Here is a 21275-nt window from a genome sequence, read left to right on the forward strand (position 1 = left end):
ACGCCGCTATGGCCGAAGAGACCACGGCCTCGGCTGAAACGCTGGCAGCCGATACCGACGAACTGCTCGGCCTCATCAGAGGCTTCCGCGTCGGCAATGTCGCGGCCGCTCCCGTCTCGCATCAGGGTCGCCGCGCCGCCTAAAACGGCGCGAGGACATCAGGCTTTTTCATTACCTAAGCCATTAGCAGTCGCCGGACGAAAGTTCGGCGGCTGTGTCGTCAGGTGGAATGGCTGATGCGCTCGATGAGCTGATCAATCTCGCGGTCTGAAAAGACTTCGATACCGGCTTGCTTGAGAGCAGCGGCCGTTACGCCGTTCCCGAGCCGTCGATTGCCTGAAAAGGTTCCGTCGTAGATGAAGCCGGAACCGCAGGACGGACTGCCGTCGATCAGCAGCGCGTAACGGCAGCCGCTATCGGTCGCAAGCCGCACCGCATTTTCTGCCGCGAGCAGGAATTCATCGGTCACATCGCCGCCGGTGAGCTCCACGACACGGGCATTACCGGCCAGCACATCCTCGCCCGTTGCCGCATCCGCGATCTCGGCAGGCGGCCGCGGTACCGGCATCCCGGCCGACATTTCCGGACAGATCGTTACCAGCAGGCCTTCCTGCATCCAGCGTTCGATGGCCGGATGGACAAGCGGCTTTCCGCGTCCGTCATACCGGACCGCGTGACCCATGAGACAGGCACTGATAAGGATCTTCGACACCATGGAATAGCTCTACTGTACATTCATCCCGGCGTCATCGCCTCATCCGGCGGTGCAGCCTCCACGATGCAATTCCGGAACCAGCGCTGCGCCGGATGCGCGTCATTGCGCCGATGCCAGGATAGGACGAAGGGTATGGGATCGAGAGCGATGGGCGGCGCCAGCAAGGCTAGCTCGTCCGCATGGCCGGACGCTTCCACGACGCCCGCCATCAATGTGGCAATCATGTCCGAGCGGGCAATCAGCAGCGGCGCGGCATACATATTGGGAAGCGTCAGCGCGAGTCGCCGTTGGAGCCCGCTTTTCGCCAGAGCCGCATCGACATGGCCGAAGCGCTCGTTCTCCGGCGAGACGAGCAGATGTGGAAGAGCGAGAAATGTATCGAGATCAAGAGCTCTTCCTGCAACCGGATGACCCTTCCTGACGATGCAGACGAAACGTTCTTCGAACAGAGGCTCACTCAGGATGCGCCCGGTTTTCGCTGCCGGCACGCCGACTGTCGCGTCGACCTCCCCCGTATCTAGCAGATCGATGGCGTCGTCGCGCGCACTGAAATTCCTGACCTGCAATGCCGCACCCGGAGCCGCCTTCGCCAGAAGGGCAACAAGCCGCGGCAGAAGCGCGAAAGTCGGATGATCGGAGAGGCCGATCGTAAAAGTCGCAGATGAGTTAGAGGGATCGAACGTCTGCGTGAAATCGAGCGTCCGCTGAATCTCGGCAAGGGCGCGCGACAACGGCTCGGCGAGATCGAGCGCTCGCGGCGTCGGCTGCAGCCCTTGCGGTCCGCGCACCAGCAATTCATCTTTGAGCAGGCTGCGCAGCCGCGCCAAAGCAGCGCTCATCGCCGGCTGTGTCCGGCCGATGCGAATACCGGCCTTCGTTACGCTCCGCTCTTTCATGAGCGCATCGAAGGCGACAAGCAGGTTGAGATCGACACCATGTAAATCCATGGCGTGGATGAATGCATATACTTGATATTAATTTCAAGCATGTCGCTGATGCCGATAAGCTCGCCTCGTCGCAACGCAAACCAGGCAGGAGTTCGCCGTGCCATTCGCAAATTACAAGTTCCCCGAAGGTACACTGACGTCGGAGCAGAAGGAGGATATCATCCTTCGCACGACGGCCATGTTCGTCGACTTTTTCGGAGAGGGCGTTCGCCCCTACACGATGGTTCTCGTCGATGAGGTCGTGGATGGCGGCTATGGCCGCGCCGGCGAAACGCTGACCATCGCCAAGATGCAAAAGCAGCGATGAAGGAAAAAGCAAGATGGGGCCGAAAGGCCCCATCAGGCTGCTGACAAACCATCGCAAAGCCCCGCGACGTCATCCTCGGCCTTGTGCCGAGGATCTGCGCCGGCCAATTAAGCAACTGAAAACAAATGTTTTCTCGTCAAGAGAATTGACGTGGTCGGATGCTCGGCACAAGGCCGAGCATGACGGATGAGACTGATGGGGCCGAAAGGCCCCATCTGTTTATCGTCTGTCTTAGCCGGCGATCTTCGAGAAGTCCGCGACTGTCCCGGTCGCCGCGCGGATCATCCGCAGAAGCGCGAGGCGGTTGGCTCGGATCGCGGCATCCTCGTCGTTGACGAGCACGTCGGTGAAGAAGCGGTCGACAGGTGCGCGAAGCTTCGAGAGCGCTTCCATGGCCGAACGGAAATCTTCATGCGCAACAGCGCCGGCAGCTTCCGAAGAAGCTTTGGTGATGGCCGCAAACAGTTCCTTCTCGGCATCGAGTTTCAGAAGCGCATCAGAAACGCCGTCGGCGATAACGGTGCCCTTCTTCTCCTCGGCGGCCAGAAGCTGCGTGGCGCGCTTGGTGCCGGCAAGCAGGTTGACGCCGTCTTCCGAGGTGATGAAGGCTGTCAGAGCCTCGACCCGGCGGGCGACCATTAAGAGGTCGTCGGATTCGGGCGTCAGCACGGCATCGATGAGATCGTGACGGGCGCCCTGGTCGCGCAGGTAGACCTTCAGGCGGTCATGGAAGAAGGAGAGCAGGTCGATCTGCCGCGACAGGTCGTCGGTCGCAATGCTGGCGCCGATATCGGTATCGATGCGCTGCATATGCGAGACGATGCGCGGCAGCAGCGTCACCCGTATCCGCCTCTCGAGCAGGATGCGGATGATGCCGAGAGCAGCACGTCGCAGCGCAAACGGGTCCTTCGAGCCGGTCGGCTTTTCGTCGATCGCCCAAAAGCCGATAAGTGTATCGAGCTTGTCGGCAAGCGCCACTGTTATCGCCACCTTATCCTCGGGCACGCGGTCTGACGGACCCTGCGGCTTGTAATGGTCTTCGATGGCGGTCGAGACGGAGATGTCTTCACCCTGCAGAACCGCATATTTTCGGCCCATGACACCCTGCAGCTCCGGGAATTCGCCGACCGCTTCGGTGCGCAGGTCGGCCTTGCAGAGAACCGCGGCGCGGTCGACGAGCTTGTAATCGGCGCTCGCCGGCATGGCGATCTTGGCTGCAAGCGCGCGGATGCGCTCGACGCGGTCCCCCTGCGTTCCGAGCTTGGCATGGAATGTGACGTCAAGGGCATCGAGCTTCGCCATGCGCTGGTCGAGCGGCTTTGCGAGGTCGAGGCCGAATTTCTTGGCGGATGATTCCAGCGTTTCGAGATCCGGCAGATTGCCCTGGTCGCGCTTCCAGAAATGCAGCGCGTCGGAGAGACGAGCGCGCACGACCTTGCCGTTGCCGTGGATGATCTCCTTGCCGCCATCCGTCGCCTGGATGTTGGAAACGAGGATGAACTTGTTTGAAAGCGTCTCTTCACCCTGTTTGCGGGTGACGAAGCATTTCTGGTTGGTCTTGATGGTCAGGCGGATGATCTCGGAGGGGATCGAAAGATAATCTTGCTCGAAGGATCCCATCAGCACCTGCGGCCATTCGACGAGGCCGGAAACCTCTTCCAGAAGGCCTTCGTCCTCGACCAGCTCCAGTCCGCTGGCGAACGCGATGTCGCGGGCGTCATGCAGGATGATGTCCTTGCGTCGCTCCGCATCGAGAATGACCTTCGCCTTTTCGAGGCTCGCAACGTAATCGTCGAAACGTTTGACGATGATGGCATCAGTGGCATGAAAACGATGGCCGTAAGTCACGTTGGAAGCGACGAGGCCATCGATCTCGAAAGGAATGACGACGGTTTCTTCATGCTCGCTGCCGAAGGTGCAGACGATCGATTGCAGCGGGCGAACCCAGCGCAGCGAACCGGGCTGCGAGGAGGCCTTGCCCCACCGCATCGACTTCGGCCAGGGAAAATCCCTGATGATGCCGGGCATCACATCGGCGATGATTTCTTCGGCGCCGCGGCCGGGCTTGGAAATGACGGCGACGTAGAAATCGCCCTTCTTCGGATCGCTGACGACCTGCGCCTCGGAAATAGAGGACAGGCCTGCTCCGCGCAGAAAGCCCTCGATCGCTTTTTCATTTGCGTCGGTGCGCGGACCCTTGCGTTCTTCCCGGATATCGGCAGAGCGCGCCGTCAGGCCGTGAATATCGAGTGTCAGGCGGCGCGGCGTCCAGTATTCGCGCGCGCCCTCATAGGTCAGTCCTGCTTCCACCAGGGCATCGGTCAAGAGCTTCTTGAGATCGCCGGCGGCCTTTCGCTGCATGCGGGCGGGGATCTCTTCGGAGCGAAGTTCGAGAAGCAGGTTCGGCATGGTACTCTTTTCCTGGCGCCTGCAGGGCAGGGCAATCAAAAATGGTCGCCTCTGCTACCAAAGAATGCCGCATCTGCACAACCGCAAAAACGGGATGGGAATGGCTCAATTGCGCCTCAGTCCTGCCGCTTGAATCGGCAAGAGCGTTGCCTTCAACTGTGGAAAGCGGCAGCAGGCATTGCCTTGCCGCTTTTCGTCGCTATGGTCCGCCAACCCTAACAAACCGCAGGAAATCCGATGGCCGCTGACCTTCGTTCGCTCGCAGCAAGCATCTCCGCTGAAATCAATGCCCGGCCCGATCAGGCGAAGGCTGCGATCGAGCTGCTGGACGAGGGCGCGACGGTGCCGTTCATCGCGCGCTACCGCAAGGAAGTGACAGGCGGCCTTGACGATACGCAGCTGCGCACGCTGGCTGAGCGTCTGGTCTATCTGCGCGAGCTCGAGGCTCGCCGCGATACGATCATCGAATCCGTCAACAGCCAGGGCAAGATGACCGACGAGCTGATGGCAAAGCTTTCGGGCGCCGCCACCAAGGCTGAGCTGGAAGACCTCTATCTGCCCTACAAGCCGAAGCGCCGTACCCGCGCCGAGATTGCCCGCGAGCGTGGCCTCGGTCCGCTTGCCGAAGCCATCCTTGCCGAGCGAGCCAAGGAGCCTGCCGCGCTGGCAGAGGCCTATGTCACCGCCGATGTGCCTGATGTGAAGACGGCACTCGAAGGTGCACGCGACATCGTCGCCGAAGCTTTTGCGGAAAATGCCGATCTGCTCGGCAAGCTCCGTGCCCATATGCGCAATGCCGCCCTTTTAAAAGCCAAGGTGGTTGACGGCAAACAGGCGGCCGGCGAGAAATTCTCCGACTATTTCGATCATTCCGAACGCTGGGTAACCGCTCCCGGTCATCGTGCGCTCGCCATGCTGCGTGGTTGGAACGAAGAAGTGCTGACGCTGACGATCGAGGCCGATGCCGAGATCGCTTCGCCGAACAAGCCGGTCGAGCGCATGATCGCGGCCGCCTATGAAATCGGCGCAACGCGCCCCGGCGATCGCTGGCTGATGGATGTCGCAAGCTGGACGTGGCGTGTAAAACTTTCCATGTCGCTCTCGCTCGACCTGATGCGCGAGCTGCGCGAAAGGGCAGAGGAAGAGGCGATCCACGTCTTTGCCCGCAATCTCAAGGATCTGCTTCTGGCAGCGCCTGCCGGCTCACGCGCCACGATGGGCCTCGATCCGGGCATCCGCACCGGCGTCAAGGTCGCCATCATCGACGGCACCGGCAAACTGCTCGATACGACGACCGTCTATCCGTTCCCACCAAAGAACGACGTGCGCGGCACGCAGGCCGAACTGGCCTCGCTCGTTCGCAAGCACAATGTCGAGCTGATCGCGATCGGCAACGGTACCGGCAGCCGCGAGACGGAAAAGCTTGTTGCCGACATGCTGGCGGCACTCCCGGCGCCGAAACCCACCAAGGTCATCGTCTCGGAGGCCGGCGCCTCCGTCTATTCGGCTTCGGAAACCGCCGCCGCCGAATTCCCGCAGCTCGACGTTTCGCTCCGTGGTGCCGTCTCCATCGCCCGGCGGCTTCAGGATCCGCTCGCTGAACTCGTCAAGATCGAGCCGAAGTCGATCGGCGTCGGCCAGTACCAGCACGATGTCGATCAGGCCAAACTCTCCCGCTCGCTGGATGCGGTCGTGGAAGATGCCGTGAATGCCGTCGGCGTCGATCTCAACACGGCGTCTGCCCCGCTTCTGGCGCGCGTTTCCGGCCTCGGCCGTTCGATTGCCGATGCGATCGTCCTGCATCGAGACCAAAATGGTGCCTTTGAAAGCCGCAAGGACCTGTTGAAGGTGGCTCGCCTCGGCCAGCGCACCTTCGAACAGGCGGCCGGCTTCCTGCGCATCCCCAATGGCAAGGAACCCCTCGATGCCTCCTCCGTGCACCCGGAAGCCTATGGTGTGGCAAAGAAGATCGTCGCCGCCTGCGGCCGCGACCTGCGCTCGCTGATGGGCGATACCGTCACCCTGAAGGCGCTCGACCCACGTAAGTTCATCGACGAGAAGTTCGGCCTGCCGACGGTCAAAGACATCATCGCCGAACTGGAAAAGCCCGGCCGCGACCCGCGCCCGAGCTTCAAGACGGCGACCTTCGCGGAAGGCATCAACGAAATCAGCGACCTGAAGCCCGGCATGATGTTGGAAGGCACAGTCACCAATGTTGCGGCCTTCGGCGCCTTCGTCGATATTGGCGTACATCAGGATGGCCTGGTTCATGTTTCGCAGCTCGCCGACCGCTTTATCAAGGATCCTCACGAAATCGTGAAGGCGGGCGATGTGGTCAAGGTTCGCGTCGTCGAAGTCGATGCGAAGCGCAAGCGCATCGGTCTTTCCATGCGAAAGGACGATGGCGTTTCGGCGGGTTCTCCGCGCGGTGAGTCGCGTGGAAATGCGGAGTCCCGCCCTCAGCAGGACCGCCGTCCTGCGCCGGCGAAACCGCAGAGCCAGGGCGCATTTGGCGCGGCTCTCGCAGAAGCTATGAAGCGAAAATAAAGGCTTAGCTGCGACCGAGGCAAAAATGTCACAGTTTGGCAATTGAATTTGCGGAGTGCTAAATCCGGCGCTTGTAAGGCAGGCGTGAGGTATTAAGTTGATGTGACCATCCTGTCACATTTGCGAGGCGTCCATGGCGTCGGCATTCTTATCGATTGTCCAAAAAATTGTCCGAAAGGGTTCTTTGGCCCTTACTCTTGCCAATGGGGAGACCCACACGATTGGCGACGGCACCGGGGATCTGGTTGCCGTCCGCCTTGCCGATCAGGAGGCCGAGGACGCGATTCGTCGCGATCCGACGCTGAAGCTCGGCGAAATGTATATGGAAGGCCGGTTCATTCTCGAACGGGGCAACATCTATGACTTCCTCGCCCTGGTGAAGCAGAATACCACTAACGAAATCTTCGATTTCAAAATGGCTGCCCTCCTGATCGGCCGCATTGCCATGCAGCAGCTCAAGAGCCGCATGCCTGTTAACCACAACAAACGGAATGTCGCTCATCATTACGACCTTTCCGAAAAGCTCTTCGAACTCTTCCTCGATGAGGACTGGCAGTATTCCTGCGCCTATTTCGATCCGCCCGGTATCAGCCTTGAGGAGGCGCAGGTGGCAAAGAAGCGCCACATCGCGGCAAAGCTCATGCCGCAGCCGAATCAGCGCGTGCTGGAGATCGGCTCGGGCTGGGGCGGCATGGCCATGTATCTCGCGGAATCGACACCCGGCCTCGACGTGACAGGCATCACGCTCAGCGAAGAGCAGCTGAAGATTTCGCGCGAACGGGCGGAGAGACGCGGCCTTGCCGATCGCGTCCGTTTCGAACTTCAAGACTACCGCTACCTGACCGGTAGGAAATTCGACCGTATCGTCTCCGTCGGCATGTTCGAGCACGTCGGCATCGGCAACTACGGCAACTTCTTCAAGAAGGTGCATGAGCTGTTGGATGACAACGGCATCATGCTGTTGCATTCGATCGCGCGTCCGAAGCCGAGTTTCGCGACCAACGCCTTCATCGAGAAATATATCTTCCCGCAGGGCTATATTCCCTCGATTGCCGAAACATTGGTGCCGCTCGAAAAGGCTGGCCTGCTGACCCGCGACGTCGAAGTATTGCCGCTGCATTATGCCTATACGCTGCGCCATTGGCGCGAGCGCTTCGTTGCCCGCAAGGCCGAAGCTGTGGCGCTTTACGACGAGAAGTTCTTCCGCATGTGGGAGTTCTATCTGGCCGGCTCCGAAATGGGCTTCCGCTGGGACGAACTCTTCATTGAGCAGATCCAGATCACGAAGAACCAGTTTGCCACACCCGATAACCGCAATTACATTGCTGCCAACGAGGCCAAACTTAGGGAATTCGAGGCGACGCGTCCGCCCTTGGAAAAATTCACCTTCTGATATCAAGAGCGCGGCCAGCCCGCGCTTTTTCTTTTGGAGAGACGGCTATGAGCGCATTTCCTGAAATCACCCTTGTGCGCCACGGTGAAACGGCATGGTCGCTATCCGGCCAGCATACCGGCCGCAGCGATATTCCACTCACCGCCAATGGCGAGGCCGCCGCCCGTGCGCTTGCGCCGCGGCTTGACGGTCTTTCCGTCTCCGCCGTCTGGTCGAGCCCGTCGCAGCGGGCGCGCAACACCTGCGCGCTTGCGGGCTTTGGGGAAGGAGCCGTCATTAAGCCCGATCTCGCTGAATGGGATTATGGTGCCTACGAAGGCATCACGACGAAGGAAATCCTGTCGAAGCGTCCCGGCTGGCAGCTCTTCCGCGATGGTTGCCCGAATGGCGAAGCCGCAGCTGATGTCGGCGCCCGTGCCGACCGCATCATTGCCGAACTACGTCAGGCCAATACACCTATCCTGATCTTTTCGAGTTCGCATTTCCTGCGTGTGCTCGGCGCCCGCTGGCTCGGCCTGCCACCACAGGATGGCTCCCGTTTCATTCTGGATACGACGAGCATCTGCGTTCTGGGTTACGAGCACGATCTGACAGAGCCGGTCATCCGCCGCTGGAACCAGAAGTAATTCTGATCGCCTCGATCTCAGCCTCTTGGTTAAGAATGAGGTAACACCCTCGCTATAAATGTAGCGGTCGCCGTCGTCCGCGGCCGTTCTTGTATTGCGTTTTCTGGAGTGCGGATTGTGTTTAATCGATCAGTCGTATCGATCTCTTTAGGTATTGTTTTTGCGTCTTTCGGCACTGCATCTGCTCAGGAGGGCGGCCACTGGTGGTCAGGTGACTGGTATCTGAAGGTCGGCGTATCCGGCTTTTCCGCGCCGAAATTCGAAGGCGCCTCCACCAATGAATTCAAGTTCAGCCCACTGATCTCCGTGGGCCGTCAGGGCGCAGGGCCGCGATTCTCTTCGCGCAACGACAACCCCTCCTTCGCACTCGTCGACAACACCGGCTTCCGCGCCGGTATCGTCGGCCGCTATGTTCCTGAGCGTGACGAGGGTGACGATAGCGATCTGCGCGGCCTGAAGAAGGTCAAGTGGGGCGCCGAAGTCGGCGGCTTTGCGGAAGTCTATCCGACCGATTGGCTGCGTGCCCGCGCCGAACTGCGCCAGGGCATCCGCTCCCATGACGGCCTCGTGGCCGACGTGGCGCTTGACGCCTTCACCGATATCGCGCCCGATCTGCAGCTCTCCGGCGGCCCGCGTGCCACTTTTGCGACGAGCGGCTACTTCCATTCCTATTATGGCGTCAACGAAGCGCAGTCGGCTGCAAGCGGACTGAGGCCTTATGACCCTTCGGGCGGCATCCAGTCCTATGGTGCCGGCACGGCGCTTACCTGGAACGCGACAGAGAACCTATCGACAAGCGCCTTCGCAGAATACAAGCGCCTCGCCGGCCCCGCAGCCGATAGCAGCCTTGTGCGTGAGCGCGGTTCCAAGAACCAGTTCCTGATTGGCGTGTCGGCGAGCTACAAGTTCAATTTCACGCTGAACTGAGCGGGCTGAGCGATCACACCCAGCCGCCGTCGACGACGAACTGTTGGCTGGTGCACATGGCGCTGTCGTCGGCGGCGAGAAACAGCGCCATGCGGGCGATGTCGGAAGGCTGCAGCCTGTCCGGCAGGCACTGGCGCTCGGCGATCTGCCGCTCGCCGGCCTCCGTCAGCCAGAGGCGCATCTGCCGTTCGGTCATGACCCATCCGGGCACCATGCAATTGACGCGGATGCGCTCGGGACCGAACTCGCGGGCGAGCGCCCGCGTCATCCCCCAGATCGCCGCTTTCGCGGTGACGTAGGCCGGGCAATCCGGATCGCCGACCATCCAAGTGATCGAGCCGAAATTGATGATCGAACCGCCGCCGAGCGCCTTCATATAGGGCCGGGATGTCTGCGCCGCGAAGAACTGGTGGCGCAGATTGACGGCCATGCGGTCGTCCCAATAGGCAGCCGTCACATCCTCCGTCTGATGCCGGTCGTCGTTGCCGGCATTATTGCAGAGCACCTGAAGCGGGCCATTCTTTGCGACTGACTCGGCGATCGCACGCTTCAGCGCCTCTATATCGCGCAGATCACAGGGGATGAAGAGCGGCGCAGCATATCCTTCCGCGCCTATAGCAGTGACCAGTTCGCGGCCGTTCTCCTCGGCAATGTCGATGAAAGTGACCCGGCTGCCCTGGGCGCAGAAATGCCGCACGAGGCTTTCGCCAATGCCGCTTGCCCCACCGGTGATGAACACGCTTCTTCCCGTCAGGCTCGGGTAGCTGGCATAGGTCATGCGGTCACTGCGGGCATCTTGGCTCATCTGCGGAACTCCTGAAGGAATGTCGTTAGAGACAGGTCGTGCGCACTAACGTGGAGTCCGACTGTATCAAACAGAAGACGCCGCAGCACTCGGTAGCGCCACGGCGTCCTTTTCAACGGAGTTTCAGAGCGAAAAGCCGCGGCGGACTGCACCTCGGCTCAGAAGCTCACGTTGAAATTGACCTTGACGGCATGGTCCTGGGTCGCGCCAGCGAACTGACCCGCATAGGATGCGCCGATCGTTGCGTTTTTCGCCAGGTTGAAGTCGAGACCCGCCTCCACAGTCAACGCATTCTTGGCGATCGGCGCACCGATGGAATCGAAGCTTGCACCAGTGTTGAACGCGAGATTGGAGCTCGGCGTCAGATCGCCATAGGCGTGCCGCCAGGCCACCATGCCGCGCACGGTCGCCATGCTGTCCTGCTGATCGATCGCGGTGGAAGCGCGAATGCCGAGTGTGGTGAAAGCGGTATTCATGCTGGATGATCCGGTGGACAGCGCTGCGATCGTGCCGCCCTCTTCCGAGAAGGCATCGCTCTTCAGGCGTGCATAGGCGAGGTTGGCGAAGGGTTCGAAGGCGGTATCTTCAAAGTCCATCCGGTAAGCCAGTTCCGCGAAGGCCTGGGTGGTGCGCGCGTCGTAGTCGGCCGACAAGCTTTCGGCGAAGGCAGGGAAGACGACGTGGCGGGTGGTACTGACATCATGCGAGGTATAGAAGACTCCGGTGCGGAAACCGAGCGCACCCCATTGCGTACCGCCATAGACACCGAGATGAACGTTGTCGCTCGACCCGGACGACATGCGGGCATCGACATCGAAATTGGTGCGGCTGTAGCCAGCCATCGCGCCAAAACGCCATGCCCCGGCCGTTGCGTCGGCGCCAAAGACGATGCCGCCGGTCGTATGGTCGAAATCCGCCGCGTAGCCTTCTCCCTCGGTCGTGCTCGTTGCACCGATCGCCTGGCTCCAGATGGCGAGGCCTTCGGTATTGCTGATCGCGCCGGTCAAACCGTTTTCGTCATAGGAAGTAACTTCCGATGTCGGTGCGGCGACGTCGCTGAATGCAGAGCGCAGACGTTGGTTGACCGCGTCGCTGAGATAGAGGCTATCCTGGATGAAGGCGCCCTTGGCGCTGGAATGGATCTCGCCGGAGAGCGCGTTGCCGTAAGGCCTGAGATAGCGGTAGAAGCCGATATACTCGTTGATGGACGGATCGGGCTGTTCGCGGTTGATGATGTAGAGCGACCAGCCGTCCTTGGTCATGCCGAAGGCGAGGCCCTCGACTTCCTGATCGCCGGGTGTGTCGAGCTGCCCGATTTCCTCGACTTCGCCGGTGGTCAGGTTAGCGCGGTAGAACGCTTTCGTCGCGCTTTCGGTGGAGAAATACATATAGCCGTCGAGGACCTTGCCGCCCTGCGCCTGGTCGATGGTCTTCGAAAGAGGAATGTATTGCTTGAAGGATCCATCGGAGAGATTATAGACCGCGATCTCGGTGGAATTGTCATAGGCCATACCATAGATCAGGCCCTTCTTGGCATCCACGGCTACCCAGCTTGCAATGTCCTGCCGGCCGTGCGGTGGGTTCAGCGAGAAATACCGGCCTGTATAGCTCATGTCGCTTGCGTTATAGATCGCAAAGACCGGTGTATTATATCGACCGCCGGTAATGGGATCGCGGGCACTGGAATCCAGAGAGACGTAGAGATAGCCGTCTGCGTAATCGATGTCGCCGATATGATTGAGACCCTTCGGTGCATCCGGGAACGGATTTGCGAGTGCCGGATCGATCGCGTGGTTGTCGCGCGTGATCGTGTTGAAGTTCCCGTCCGCCTTGTCCAGCGCATTCGTGCCGGAGAAATACCAGTTCTTGCCGTCGGTGGTGACGCCCTGACCGCGATAAGTGATGGGATCGTCGGTGAAGGTGAACTTCTCGACCATGATCCAGGGTTCGACGGCGTAGGCGGGAATGGCCGTCGCGCAGAGGAGAGCGGTGAGAGCGAGCGATCTTGCCGCATGCGCCGTGGGCGCTCTGGTTGAGTGGCCTGTGGTCATGAATGGCATGTGGAGTTCCCTTTTCGTCGGCAAAGGCTGCCTGGTCGCAGCCGAGAGGGGCCGCCGGCGTGGTTGACGCGGCGGCGGTGAAGGCGGCGTGATGAAAGCGCAGAAATCCGGCCGGCCGGCTCAGTAGCCCGTCGGTCGCGATGCTTTTATGGAAGATGGGGCGCGTACTAGTTCAGTGTGCGCAATGGCGCCTATCTAAAGGGCTATTATACACTCGCGATCAACGACATATTTGTATTATTCAGAAATAAGTAAATATCTTCGTAGAAGAGTCAAATAATAATTGAAATATTAGTCCGGGATTTTTGCGATTATTTCATAACTGAGCTCCTGTTGATAGAGAATATATGCTGTTTAAACATGCTAGTCTGCGTTTTAATTGTGTACGTCGAGTTGACGTCACTGGAACGACTGTTCTATGAGGGCGGTAATAAGGGAGCGATGTGACAATAGTATGAATAGTATGAAGAATAGGAAGAATGCAGGTGCCCGATCCTCTCTTCTCGTCGCGTCGTCGCGTATGGAGGGGATGACCGGCAGCAGCCTTCACACGAGGGTGCTCAATGAGATCGGTCAAAGCATTGTGCGAGGGGATCTTTTGCCCGGCGATCCACTGCCGAATGCCGATGACTGGAGCGCTGCCCATGGCGTGAGCCGCACTGTTCTGCGGGAAGTGATCAAGGTTTTGGCTGGCAAGGGCATGGTGGAATCGCGCCCGAAGATCGGCACCCGCGTGCGTCCGCGCAGGGACTGGAATTTTCTCGATCCGGATGTGCTCCTGTGGCGCTATGGCGGCAGGACCACTGCTGAGGATGCCCGTGCGCTTTTCGAGTTGCGACGTGCGATCGAGCCGACGGCCGGTGCACTGGCGGCCGAACGCGCCACTGTAGCAGAGATCAAGCATTTGCGGGATCTGCTCGTCGAGATGGAGCGGGCAGGCGATGACGGTGCGCGTTTTGCCGTGCCGGATCTCGCATTTCATCAGGCGGTCCTGCGCATGTCCGGTAATGAATTGATCGGTTCGCTGGCGGCACTGATCGAGACCGCACTGGTGATCAGCTTCCGGCTTTCCGACGACAACCCGCAGGGTCAGAGTCATTCGTTGCCGCTGCATCAGCAGGTCGTGGACAGTATCGAAAATCGCGACGGGGCGGCTGCGGGCAGGGCCCTCGTTTCTTTATTGGACGGCGCCGAAGAGGATGTGAAGCGCGCCCTTGCCGCGCGTCAGCGCTAGCAATACTCGCCAGTTGATGATCCGATGAAGCTTTCTCTCGCAAGCAGGCGCTTGCGTACGAGGCGGATTGCAGCGGGCCGGATCACGTCAGCGATAACCGTCTTGACCATGAGTGCTGCCCATCGCTAGATGGCCGTATGCAACAGATTGACGGTCTTAACGGGCGCGTTGCCGATGCGCCCTCGGATAATTGGGTTTATCGCATCCTGCCGCCCTGGCTGTGGCCCTATGCACAGCTTGCGCGCTGGGACCGGCCGATCGGCTGGCAGCTTCTCATGTGGCCTTGCTTCTGGTCGGCGACACTTGCCGCCAATGCGGCGATCGAACCGCGCGTTTTTTCCGGGGCCCTGCTTCTCTACCATCTGTTCCTGTATTTTATAGGCTCTGTCGCCATGCGCGGCGCCGGCTGCACCTACAATGATCTTGTAGACCACAAGATCGACATGCAGGTGGCGCGCACCCGTTCGCGTCCATTGCCCTCCGGTCGGGTGACGCGCAGGCAGGCGAAGATTTTTATCGCACTGCAGGCGTTGGTCGGCCTGTTCGTGCTGTTGCAGTTCAATTGGTTTGCCGTGATTCTCGGCGTTCTTTCGCTCGGCGTCGTCGCTCTCTATCCCTTCGCCAAGCGATTTACCGATTGGCCGCAATTCTTCCTCGGTCTTGCCTTTTCCTGGGGTGCGCTCATGGGTTGGGCAGGGATTTTCGGTAGCCTCTCCTTCTCTGCGGTCTTACTTTACTTTGCCTCGATCGTCTGGACGATCGGTTACGACACGATCTATGCCCATCAGGACAAGGAGGATGACGAACTGATCGGCGTTCGCTCCACCGCCCGCCTGTTCGGCGAGCGAACGCGTCTAGCGCTGATCGCTCTCTACGGGCTGACACTGGTGTTGATGTTCCTGTCCTTCGCGCTTGCCGGCGTCGGACTTCTCGCCTTCGTCGGCCTGCTGATCGCGGCCGGCATGTTTGCCTGGCAGATCCGGACGCTCGACATCGACGACGGCGCCCAGTGCCTCGCGCTTTTCAAATCGAACACCCGGGTCGGATTGATTATCTTCCTCGGCCTGTTCGTGTCGTTGCTGTTCGCCATTCCCTGACCGCGAATGAAAAAACCGGCAACGCTTCGGCCCGAAGATCGAGATCGATTTTCGAAGAGCCTGATGCGCAGTCAAAAATAGAGCGCTGTGCGGGACGCACAACGCTCTGGGGCCGGGTTCGGCTGAGGTTTTGAGCCTATCACTCAGTTGCGGGCAATGATTTCCTTGCCTTCGATCTTCATGATGACGCCGAGTTTGCCGGGCGTGCGGCGCACGAGGAAGCGCGGGCGGCGGTTTGCGAAATAGGAATGACGCCGGCGCGGTTTCATCTCGCTGGTGCGCAGGCCGCCGAGATGTTCTTCCAGCGGGCGAGCAACGCCGTCGGCTTCCACCATCAGCATAGGAATGCCGAAGGCTTCCGACCAGCTGCGCCAGTCGGCGGCGATATCGCCAAGATCATGGGCGACGAGCAGCGGAATGCAAAGTTCCGGATCTTCGTGATGCAGTTCGAGCGTCACGGTGACTTCGCCATTGCCGTGGTCGATGGCGCGGGCTGCAACGCCCTTGAAGACACGCCGCGGCAGGGCGATGGAGAGCGGCAGACCGCTGGAGGGGAGAATCTTGCGCAGGACCGCGCCGCGTTCGTCGATCGTTATGCTGACGTCACCGGCATGGTCGTGGATGGCATAGCTTACCTGTTGAGGAAAGCGAGACGGATCAAGACGCAATGTCGTGCCAGCCCAGACGGGCTTCAGAACGGTATTCTTCATTTCATTTCTACCCTTGTCTTACCTGAGAGCCGGTTTCCGGTCTTCTCCTTGGGACTTTTCGTCCTCTATGGCCCGACAATAGGCAGCCCCCGTTCCGTACAGCTTAAAAATCGCGGTTAAGAAAATCCTGCCTCCGCGAATGGTTAGCAAAAACGAATATGGCAGGGTTTCCGGATGGTGAACGCGGCCGTGCCAAAGCGGAACAGCTTCAGGTAAGTCTCGGGTAAGTTTTGGATGGCAAAATGCCCGCACCAATGGTCTGTGATTCTTTAAAGACTTTGCTGAAAAGGGCGCACTATGATTACGGCATCCCTGTCATACGTCATCTTGTCGCGCGATATGCCGAAGAGTCTCGACCGCGTCGCCAATCAGACGCAGGTAAAAAAAGACGCCCAATACTATGCTGACAATATCAATAAGGTGAAGGACGTCGACGACTTCCTTGGCGATTACAAGCTCTACAGCTACGCCATGAAGGCATACGGTCTCGATGACATGATTTATGCCAAGGCCTTCATGAAGAAGGTACTGCAGAGCGATCTGACTGACGCCAACAGCTTCGCCAACAAGCTCTCAGATTCCCGCTACAAGGAATTCGCCGCTGCCTTCAATTTCAATGCTCCGCCAAAAGATATTCAGACGGACGCACAGGAAGACGATCTGATCGGCCTCTATAAGCAGTCCTTTGCCGATGCCGCCCAGCAGGCGGCCACCGAAACGAAATATTACTCTGCGCAGATGGACGATGTGAAAACCGTCCAGGACTTCGTTGCCGACCCGCGTCTCTTGAACTACGCGCTGAAGAGCGTCGGCATCGACCCGACCTATATGTCGAAGGACTATATCGCCGGCGTCCTGACCACCGATATCAGCAAACTCGGAGGCAACGCGCCGGACCCGAGCGATCCAGCCTACGATCCGGCCAAGACATATGTCGGCGACAAGCTTTACGCGCTCGCGCAGCAATTCAATTTTAAGCCCGACAATGGCGATTCGCAGTATTTCCGCGACAATATCGGCTCGGTCCAGTCGGTCGACGACCTTCTCGCCGACCCGCGCCTGCGAACTGTGGCGCTGCAGTCCGTCGGCATCGATCCGGCAACGGCCGACAACGCCTTCATCAAGATGGTGTTGACGAGCGATCCTTCAACGCTCGGCGGCGACGTGCCCCTCAGCAATCCCGATCCGTCGCTCAACTATGTCGGCAGCAAGTACAAGGAACTCCGGTCCTATTTCAACTTCAATGCAGATGGTTCGGTGACTGGTTCTGCACAGAATGCCGGCCAGACCCAATCGGTCGCGTCGCTCTACGTCTTCCGCGCTCCCATAGTCGGCGGTGCTGCGCAGACGGCGGCACAGAAGAACAATGTCATCGAACAATACAATATCAAGACTGCACCGCAGATCGTCGACCGCGACGGCACCGCGAGCGATGTGTACTACACTAGCCAAGCGATGTCGGACCTCAACAAGAGCTACTATCTGTCCAAGATCGGCACGATCACCAATGTCGATCAATTGGTCAACGACAAACGGCTTGCAGATTATGTTCGTTCTGCCTTCAATATGGATCCTGGCTTTACACAGCTGAAAAGCGTTCTGACCGATCCGGCCTATGCCCGTTCGGTCGATCTCGGCGATGCCTACGAAGCCTTCAATTTCAGGTCCGACGGCACGGTTTCTCCGACTGAGCGCGCGCAATCCTATGACCAGTTGACGGGCATTGTGAATGGCGCGACAAACGTGTCGAGCTATTTCTCGAACATGATGATGCCGCCCGGTGGCGTCAGCCCGATCGACAACGTCGATGAATTGCTTTCCGACAAGATGCTGACCGCTTACATCAAGGATGCCTACGGCCTCGGTCAGGATTTCAGCAATGCCGAACTGAAGAACATCCTCACGGATTCCGCCTATGCTGCGACTGCAGGCCATCAGGACATCCACGATGCCTTCAATTTCAACGCGGATGGTTCGATCAACGGCACGATTCAGAACGCTACTCAGCTTAAGGGGATCAACCAGCTCGCATCAAACAACTCATCCTATTACCAGACCAAGCTCGGCGATCTCTCCAATAACGGTTCGACCGCGGCTGTCGACGTTTTCCTCGCCGACGGCAAGCTGGTAAGCTTCCTGCGCACTAGTATGCAGATCGGCAACGACATCAGCGATACCACGCTTCGCGGAATCCTGACCGATCCGACCGTCGCGGCGGCCCAGGGTTACAGCGACGTCTATCAGCTCTTCAATTTCCGTCAGGACGGCACGGTCGCGCAAAACACCCTCTCGCAGAACGCCACCCAGGTTGCGGCGATGACCAAGAAGGCGGACGACGCCGCCACCTATTATGCCAATACTATGCTTTCGATCAGCAGCGTCGATCAGCTGCTGGGCGACCAGAAGCTAAATAGTTATATTCGTTATGCTTTTAGCGTTCCGGCGAGCGTCTCGAATGCCGATCTGCGCACTATTCTCACGGATCAGAGCGGCACCGGCCCCTATGCCAACGTGAAGGCGGCGTTCAATTTCCAGGCTGACGGCACCGTTACGCCCGGCTGGGCACAGACGTCCACACAGCGAGCCACCATGAATTCGGCCGCTTCCGCACGCGAGCAAGGCGTCCTGGACCGAATGGGCGACGTCAACGATGTCGATCAATTGCTGGCTGATTCATCCCTGACGGACTATTTGAAAATGGCCTACGGCCTCGCCTACGATACGAGCGACGCCGAACTGAGGAATATTCTTACCGACCCGGCCCATGCTGCTTCCGTCGGCCAGAGCGATCTTAACGCGGCCTTCAATTTCGCCTCGGATGGATCTCTGCCGACCTCGACCAGCGCCCAGACCGGTGAGCAGACGACGAATACCTCCGACAATTACACCGCTCGCGTCAACAATCAGGGCGATGATCTCATTGATCGCATCATTGCGAACTACAAGTCGCGAATGGACGGTACGAACGGCACAAACGGCAGCGTCAAGAGTGTCAATGATTTCATGAAGACCAACGCCACCGCCGATACGCGCCTCAGCAACGACTCCTATCCGGATCTGTATGAGATGGCGCTGCAGGCTTACGGCCTCACGCCGGATGACGTGTCGCGCTCCACCATGCGCAAGCTGCTTGTCAGCGATCCCTATGATCCCAAGGGATATGTCGCATCCTTCAAGGACGATCGTATCACCAAGATGGTGCGCGCTTTCAATTTCGGCCCCGATGGCAAGGCAGCCGAGCCTATGTCGCCTCTTTCTGCAGCTACCATGGCGAAATATGCGACCGATTACAAATCGCACGTGACCATGCTCATGGACGATGGTCCTGCGAAGGATCGTGCTTCCAAGGATGCTACCAAGGAAGTGGATTATTTTGGCAAGACCATTCCAGGTATAACGTCGCTCGACGAATTCCTGGCCGATAAGCGCCTGACGGATCTTGTGCTGAAAGCAAATGGCCTTGATCCGAAGAAGTACAACAAGGATACGCTGAAGAAGATCTTCACCTCCGATCCTGATGACAAGAAAAGCTATCTCAACACCACGGCTGACGCGCGCTTCAAAGAGATCGTCGCCTCCTTCAATTTCGACAAGGACGGCAACCTGACCCGTGCCAAAATGGGCAAGATCCAGGACAAGCAGGCCGAAGCGAATACGCAGCAGCAGTATGTGCAGATGACCCTGGAAACCCAGGAGGGCGAAAAGAATGACGGCGTTCGCCTGGCGCTCTATTTCAAGCGTAAGGCCGGCGATGTTACATCGCTCTACAACATTCTTGGTGACAAGGCTCTCTATCAGGTCGTCCAGACGGCCTATAGCCTACCGCAACAGATGTCGTCGATGGATGTAGCCAAGCAGGTCGATCTGCTCGGCCGCTTCGTGAAGCTGGAAGACCTGCAGGATCCGAAGAAGGTCGACAAGCTCCTCAAGCGCTTCACGGCCATGTACGACATCCAGAACAACACGCAGCAGTCGCCGGCGCTTCAGCTCCTGACCGGCGGCACCGGCCAAACGTCATCACTGCTCTGATGGCGGCGTGAGCCTCTCACAAATAAAGAGTTAAAGGCTCACCACCTTGTCCGGATTCATGACGCCGGCGGGGTCGAAAGCATGCTTGATGCGGCGCATCAGTTCCATCTCGATTGCCGGCCGGATCGACGCCAGCTCGTCGCGCTTCAATTGACCGATGCCGTGCTCGGCGGAGATCGAGCCGCCATGGGCGAGCACCAGCCCGTGGACGATATGGTTCATTTCATGCCAGCGGGCGATGAAGGCATCCTTGTCGGCACCTATCGGCTGCGAGATGTTGTAATGGATGTTGCCGTCGCCCATGTGGCCGAAGGCGCAGATGCGCGCGCCGGGCATGGCGGCCATTACCGCTTCGCCGGCTTCGTTCATGAAATGCGGTATCTTCGAAACCGGCACAGAGACGTCGTGTTTGATCGAGCCGCCCTCCGGCTTTTGGGCTTCCGACATGCTCTCGCGCATATGCCAGAGCGCTTTCTGCTGCGCGAGCGAGGCGGCGATTGCCGCATCCTGCACGAGCCCTGCTTCGAAACCCTGCTCCAGCACGGCATTCATCATTCGCTCGGCCGTCTCGGCTGAATCCGAGGTGGAGATATCGATGAGCACATACCATTCATGCGGCGTCTCCAGCGGATCGCGGACGCCATCGATATTGCGCACGGTGATCTCGACGCCGAAGCGCGGCATCAGCTCGAACCCGGTGAGCGAAGCGCCGCAGAGGCTAGACGCGAGATTGAAGAAGGTGAGCGCATCCTCGACCGAGGAGAGCCCGGCAAAGGCCACCTGATGGCCGAGCGGCTGCGGGAAAAGCTTCAGCACCGCGCCGGTGATGATGCCGAGCGTGCCTTCCGCACCGATGAAGAGATCGCGCAGGTCATAGCCCGTGTTGTCCTTCTTGAGACGGCGAAGCCCGTCCCAGACCTCCCCGGTCGGCAGCACGACCTCAAGGCCGAGGCAGAGTTGGCGCATATTGCCATAGGCAAGAACCGCCGTGCCGCCGGCGTTTGTGGAGAGGTTCCCGCCGATACGGCAGGAGCCTTCCGAGCCGAGCGACAGCGGAAACAGCCGGCCATGCGCTTCCGCCGCCTTCTGCACGTCGGCGAGGATGGCGCCGCCATCGGCGACCAGCACGTTCGCGACCGGGTCGACATCCCGGATCTTGTTCATTCGTTCGAGCGAAAGGATGACGTCAGCCTTGCCCTCGCGCGGCGTCTGGCCGCCGACGAGGCCGGTATTGCCGGTCTGCGGTACGATGGCCGTGCCGGTCTCGGTGGCAAACTTCATGATCGCGGAGACTTCCCCAACCGAGGCAGGTTTTAAAAGGAGAGGGGAGGAGCCGTGATAGAGGCCACGGTTTTCGATGAGGTGCGGTGCGAGATCGGCTTCACTGCGCAGCGCAAATTTCTCGCCAACGATGGCGGTAAAACGGTTGATGATCTCTACAGAAATGCTTGTGCTGCTCATGGAGCCCG

At 59.3% G+C, this 21275-nt stretch carries 15 protein-coding genes; 8 read left to right on the forward strand and 7 right to left on the reverse strand.

The genetic code is table 11. From position 1 onward, the window contains the following. Positions 1 to 220 precede the first annotated feature (220 nt). Both FHX15_RS23070 and FHX15_RS23075 read right to left on the reverse strand, forming a co-directional pair. Positions 221 to 715, reverse strand: a complete 495-nt coding sequence (locus tag FHX15_RS23070; RefSeq protein WP_184400703.1) for a DUF523 domain-containing protein — start codon at positions 713 to 715, stop codon at positions 221 to 223. Between the two features lie 20 nt (positions 716 to 735). Further along, positions 736 to 1662: a LysR family transcriptional regulator gene (locus FHX15_RS23075; protein WP_184400704.1), complete on the reverse strand. Its 927-nt coding sequence runs from the start codon at positions 1660 to 1662 to the stop codon at positions 736 to 738. A gap of 97 nt (positions 1663 to 1759) precedes the next feature. On the opposite strand from FHX15_RS23075, the gene FHX15_RS23080 reads away from it, so the two are divergent. Then, positions 1760 to 1969, forward strand: coding sequence for a tautomerase family protein (locus FHX15_RS23080; RefSeq protein ID WP_184400705.1), 210 nt, complete (start codon positions 1760 to 1762; stop codon positions 1967 to 1969). A 231-nt stretch (positions 1970 to 2200) separates the two neighbouring features. Here FHX15_RS23080 and glyS read toward each other — a convergent pair whose 3' ends face one another. Then, positions 2201 to 4378, reverse strand: coding sequence for a glycine--tRNA ligase subunit beta (gene glyS / locus FHX15_RS23085; protein ID WP_184400706.1), 2178 nt, complete (start codon positions 4376 to 4378; stop codon positions 2201 to 2203). A gap of 237 nt (positions 4379 to 4615) precedes the next feature. On the opposite strand from glyS, the gene FHX15_RS23090 reads away from it, so the two are divergent. The 4 genes from FHX15_RS23090 to FHX15_RS23105 all read left to right on the forward strand — a co-directional run bounded on the left by FHX15_RS23090 (position 4616) and on the right by FHX15_RS23105 (position 9871). Further along, on the forward strand, positions 4616 to 6925 hold the full coding sequence (locus FHX15_RS23090) for a Tex family protein (RefSeq protein WP_184400707.1): 2310 nt from the start codon (positions 4616 to 4618) through the stop codon (positions 6923 to 6925). Between the two features lie 133 nt (positions 6926 to 7058). Further along, the gene (locus tag FHX15_RS23095; protein WP_184400708.1) at positions 7059 to 8318 is read left to right on the forward strand and encodes an SAM-dependent methyltransferase; all 1260 of its coding nucleotides are present in this window, start codon (positions 7059 to 7061) and stop codon (positions 8316 to 8318) included. A gap of 47 nt (positions 8319 to 8365) precedes the next feature. Continuing rightward, complete coding sequence (locus tag FHX15_RS23100) at positions 8366 to 8944, forward strand: histidine phosphatase family protein (protein ID WP_184400709.1); 579 nt, start codon at positions 8366 to 8368, stop codon at positions 8942 to 8944. A gap of 117 nt (positions 8945 to 9061) precedes the next feature. Continuing rightward, complete coding sequence (locus FHX15_RS23105) at positions 9062 to 9871, forward strand: MipA/OmpV family protein (RefSeq protein WP_184400710.1); 810 nt, start codon at positions 9062 to 9064, stop codon at positions 9869 to 9871. A gap of 13 nt (positions 9872 to 9884) precedes the next feature. Here FHX15_RS23105 and FHX15_RS23110 read toward each other — a convergent pair whose 3' ends face one another. After that, positions 9885 to 10676 (reverse strand): SDR family NAD(P)-dependent oxidoreductase, encoded by a 792-nt coding sequence (locus tag FHX15_RS23110; protein WP_281413829.1) that lies wholly within the window; start codon positions 10674 to 10676, stop codon positions 9885 to 9887. A gap of 158 nt (positions 10677 to 10834) precedes the next feature. After that, a complete protein-coding gene (locus FHX15_RS23115) occupies positions 10835 to 12736 on the reverse strand; it encodes an autotransporter domain-containing protein (protein ID WP_184400711.1) in 1902 nt (633 codons plus the stop codon). A gap of 529 nt (positions 12737 to 13265) precedes the next feature. Here FHX15_RS23115 and FHX15_RS23120 point away from each other — a divergent pair. Beyond that, a complete protein-coding gene (locus tag FHX15_RS23120; RefSeq protein ID WP_246779045.1) occupies positions 13266 to 13970 on the forward strand; it encodes a FadR/GntR family transcriptional regulator in 705 nt (234 codons plus the stop codon). Between the two features lie 137 nt (positions 13971 to 14107). Beyond that, positions 14108 to 15067: a 4-hydroxybenzoate octaprenyltransferase gene (gene ubiA, locus FHX15_RS23125; protein WP_184400712.1), complete on the forward strand. Its 960-nt coding sequence runs from the start codon at positions 14108 to 14110 to the stop codon at positions 15065 to 15067. 143 nt (positions 15068 to 15210) lie between these two features. On the opposite strand, the gene FHX15_RS23130 is transcribed toward ubiA, so the two are convergent. Next, on the reverse strand, positions 15211 to 15777 hold the full coding sequence (locus tag FHX15_RS23130) for a DUF6101 family protein (protein ID WP_184400713.1): 567 nt from the start codon (positions 15775 to 15777) through the stop codon (positions 15211 to 15213). A gap of 297 nt (positions 15778 to 16074) precedes the next feature. Between FHX15_RS23130 and FHX15_RS23135 the strand changes: the two genes are divergently transcribed. Next, positions 16075 to 19806, forward strand: a complete 3732-nt coding sequence (locus tag FHX15_RS23135; RefSeq protein WP_184400714.1) for a DUF1217 domain-containing protein — start codon at positions 16075 to 16077, stop codon at positions 19804 to 19806. Positions 19807 to 19836: 30 nt separating this feature from the next. Here FHX15_RS23135 and FHX15_RS23140 read toward each other — a convergent pair whose 3' ends face one another. Continuing rightward, on the reverse strand, positions 19837 to 21267 hold the full coding sequence (locus FHX15_RS23140; RefSeq protein WP_184400715.1) for an FAD-binding oxidoreductase: 1431 nt from the start codon (positions 21265 to 21267) through the stop codon (positions 19837 to 19839). Between the last annotated feature and the right edge of the window lie 8 nt (positions 21268 to 21275).

The organism is Rhizobium sp. BK650, from assembly GCF_014195325.1.
GTDB lineage: Bacteria > Pseudomonadota > Alphaproteobacteria > Rhizobiales > Rhizobiaceae > Rhizobium.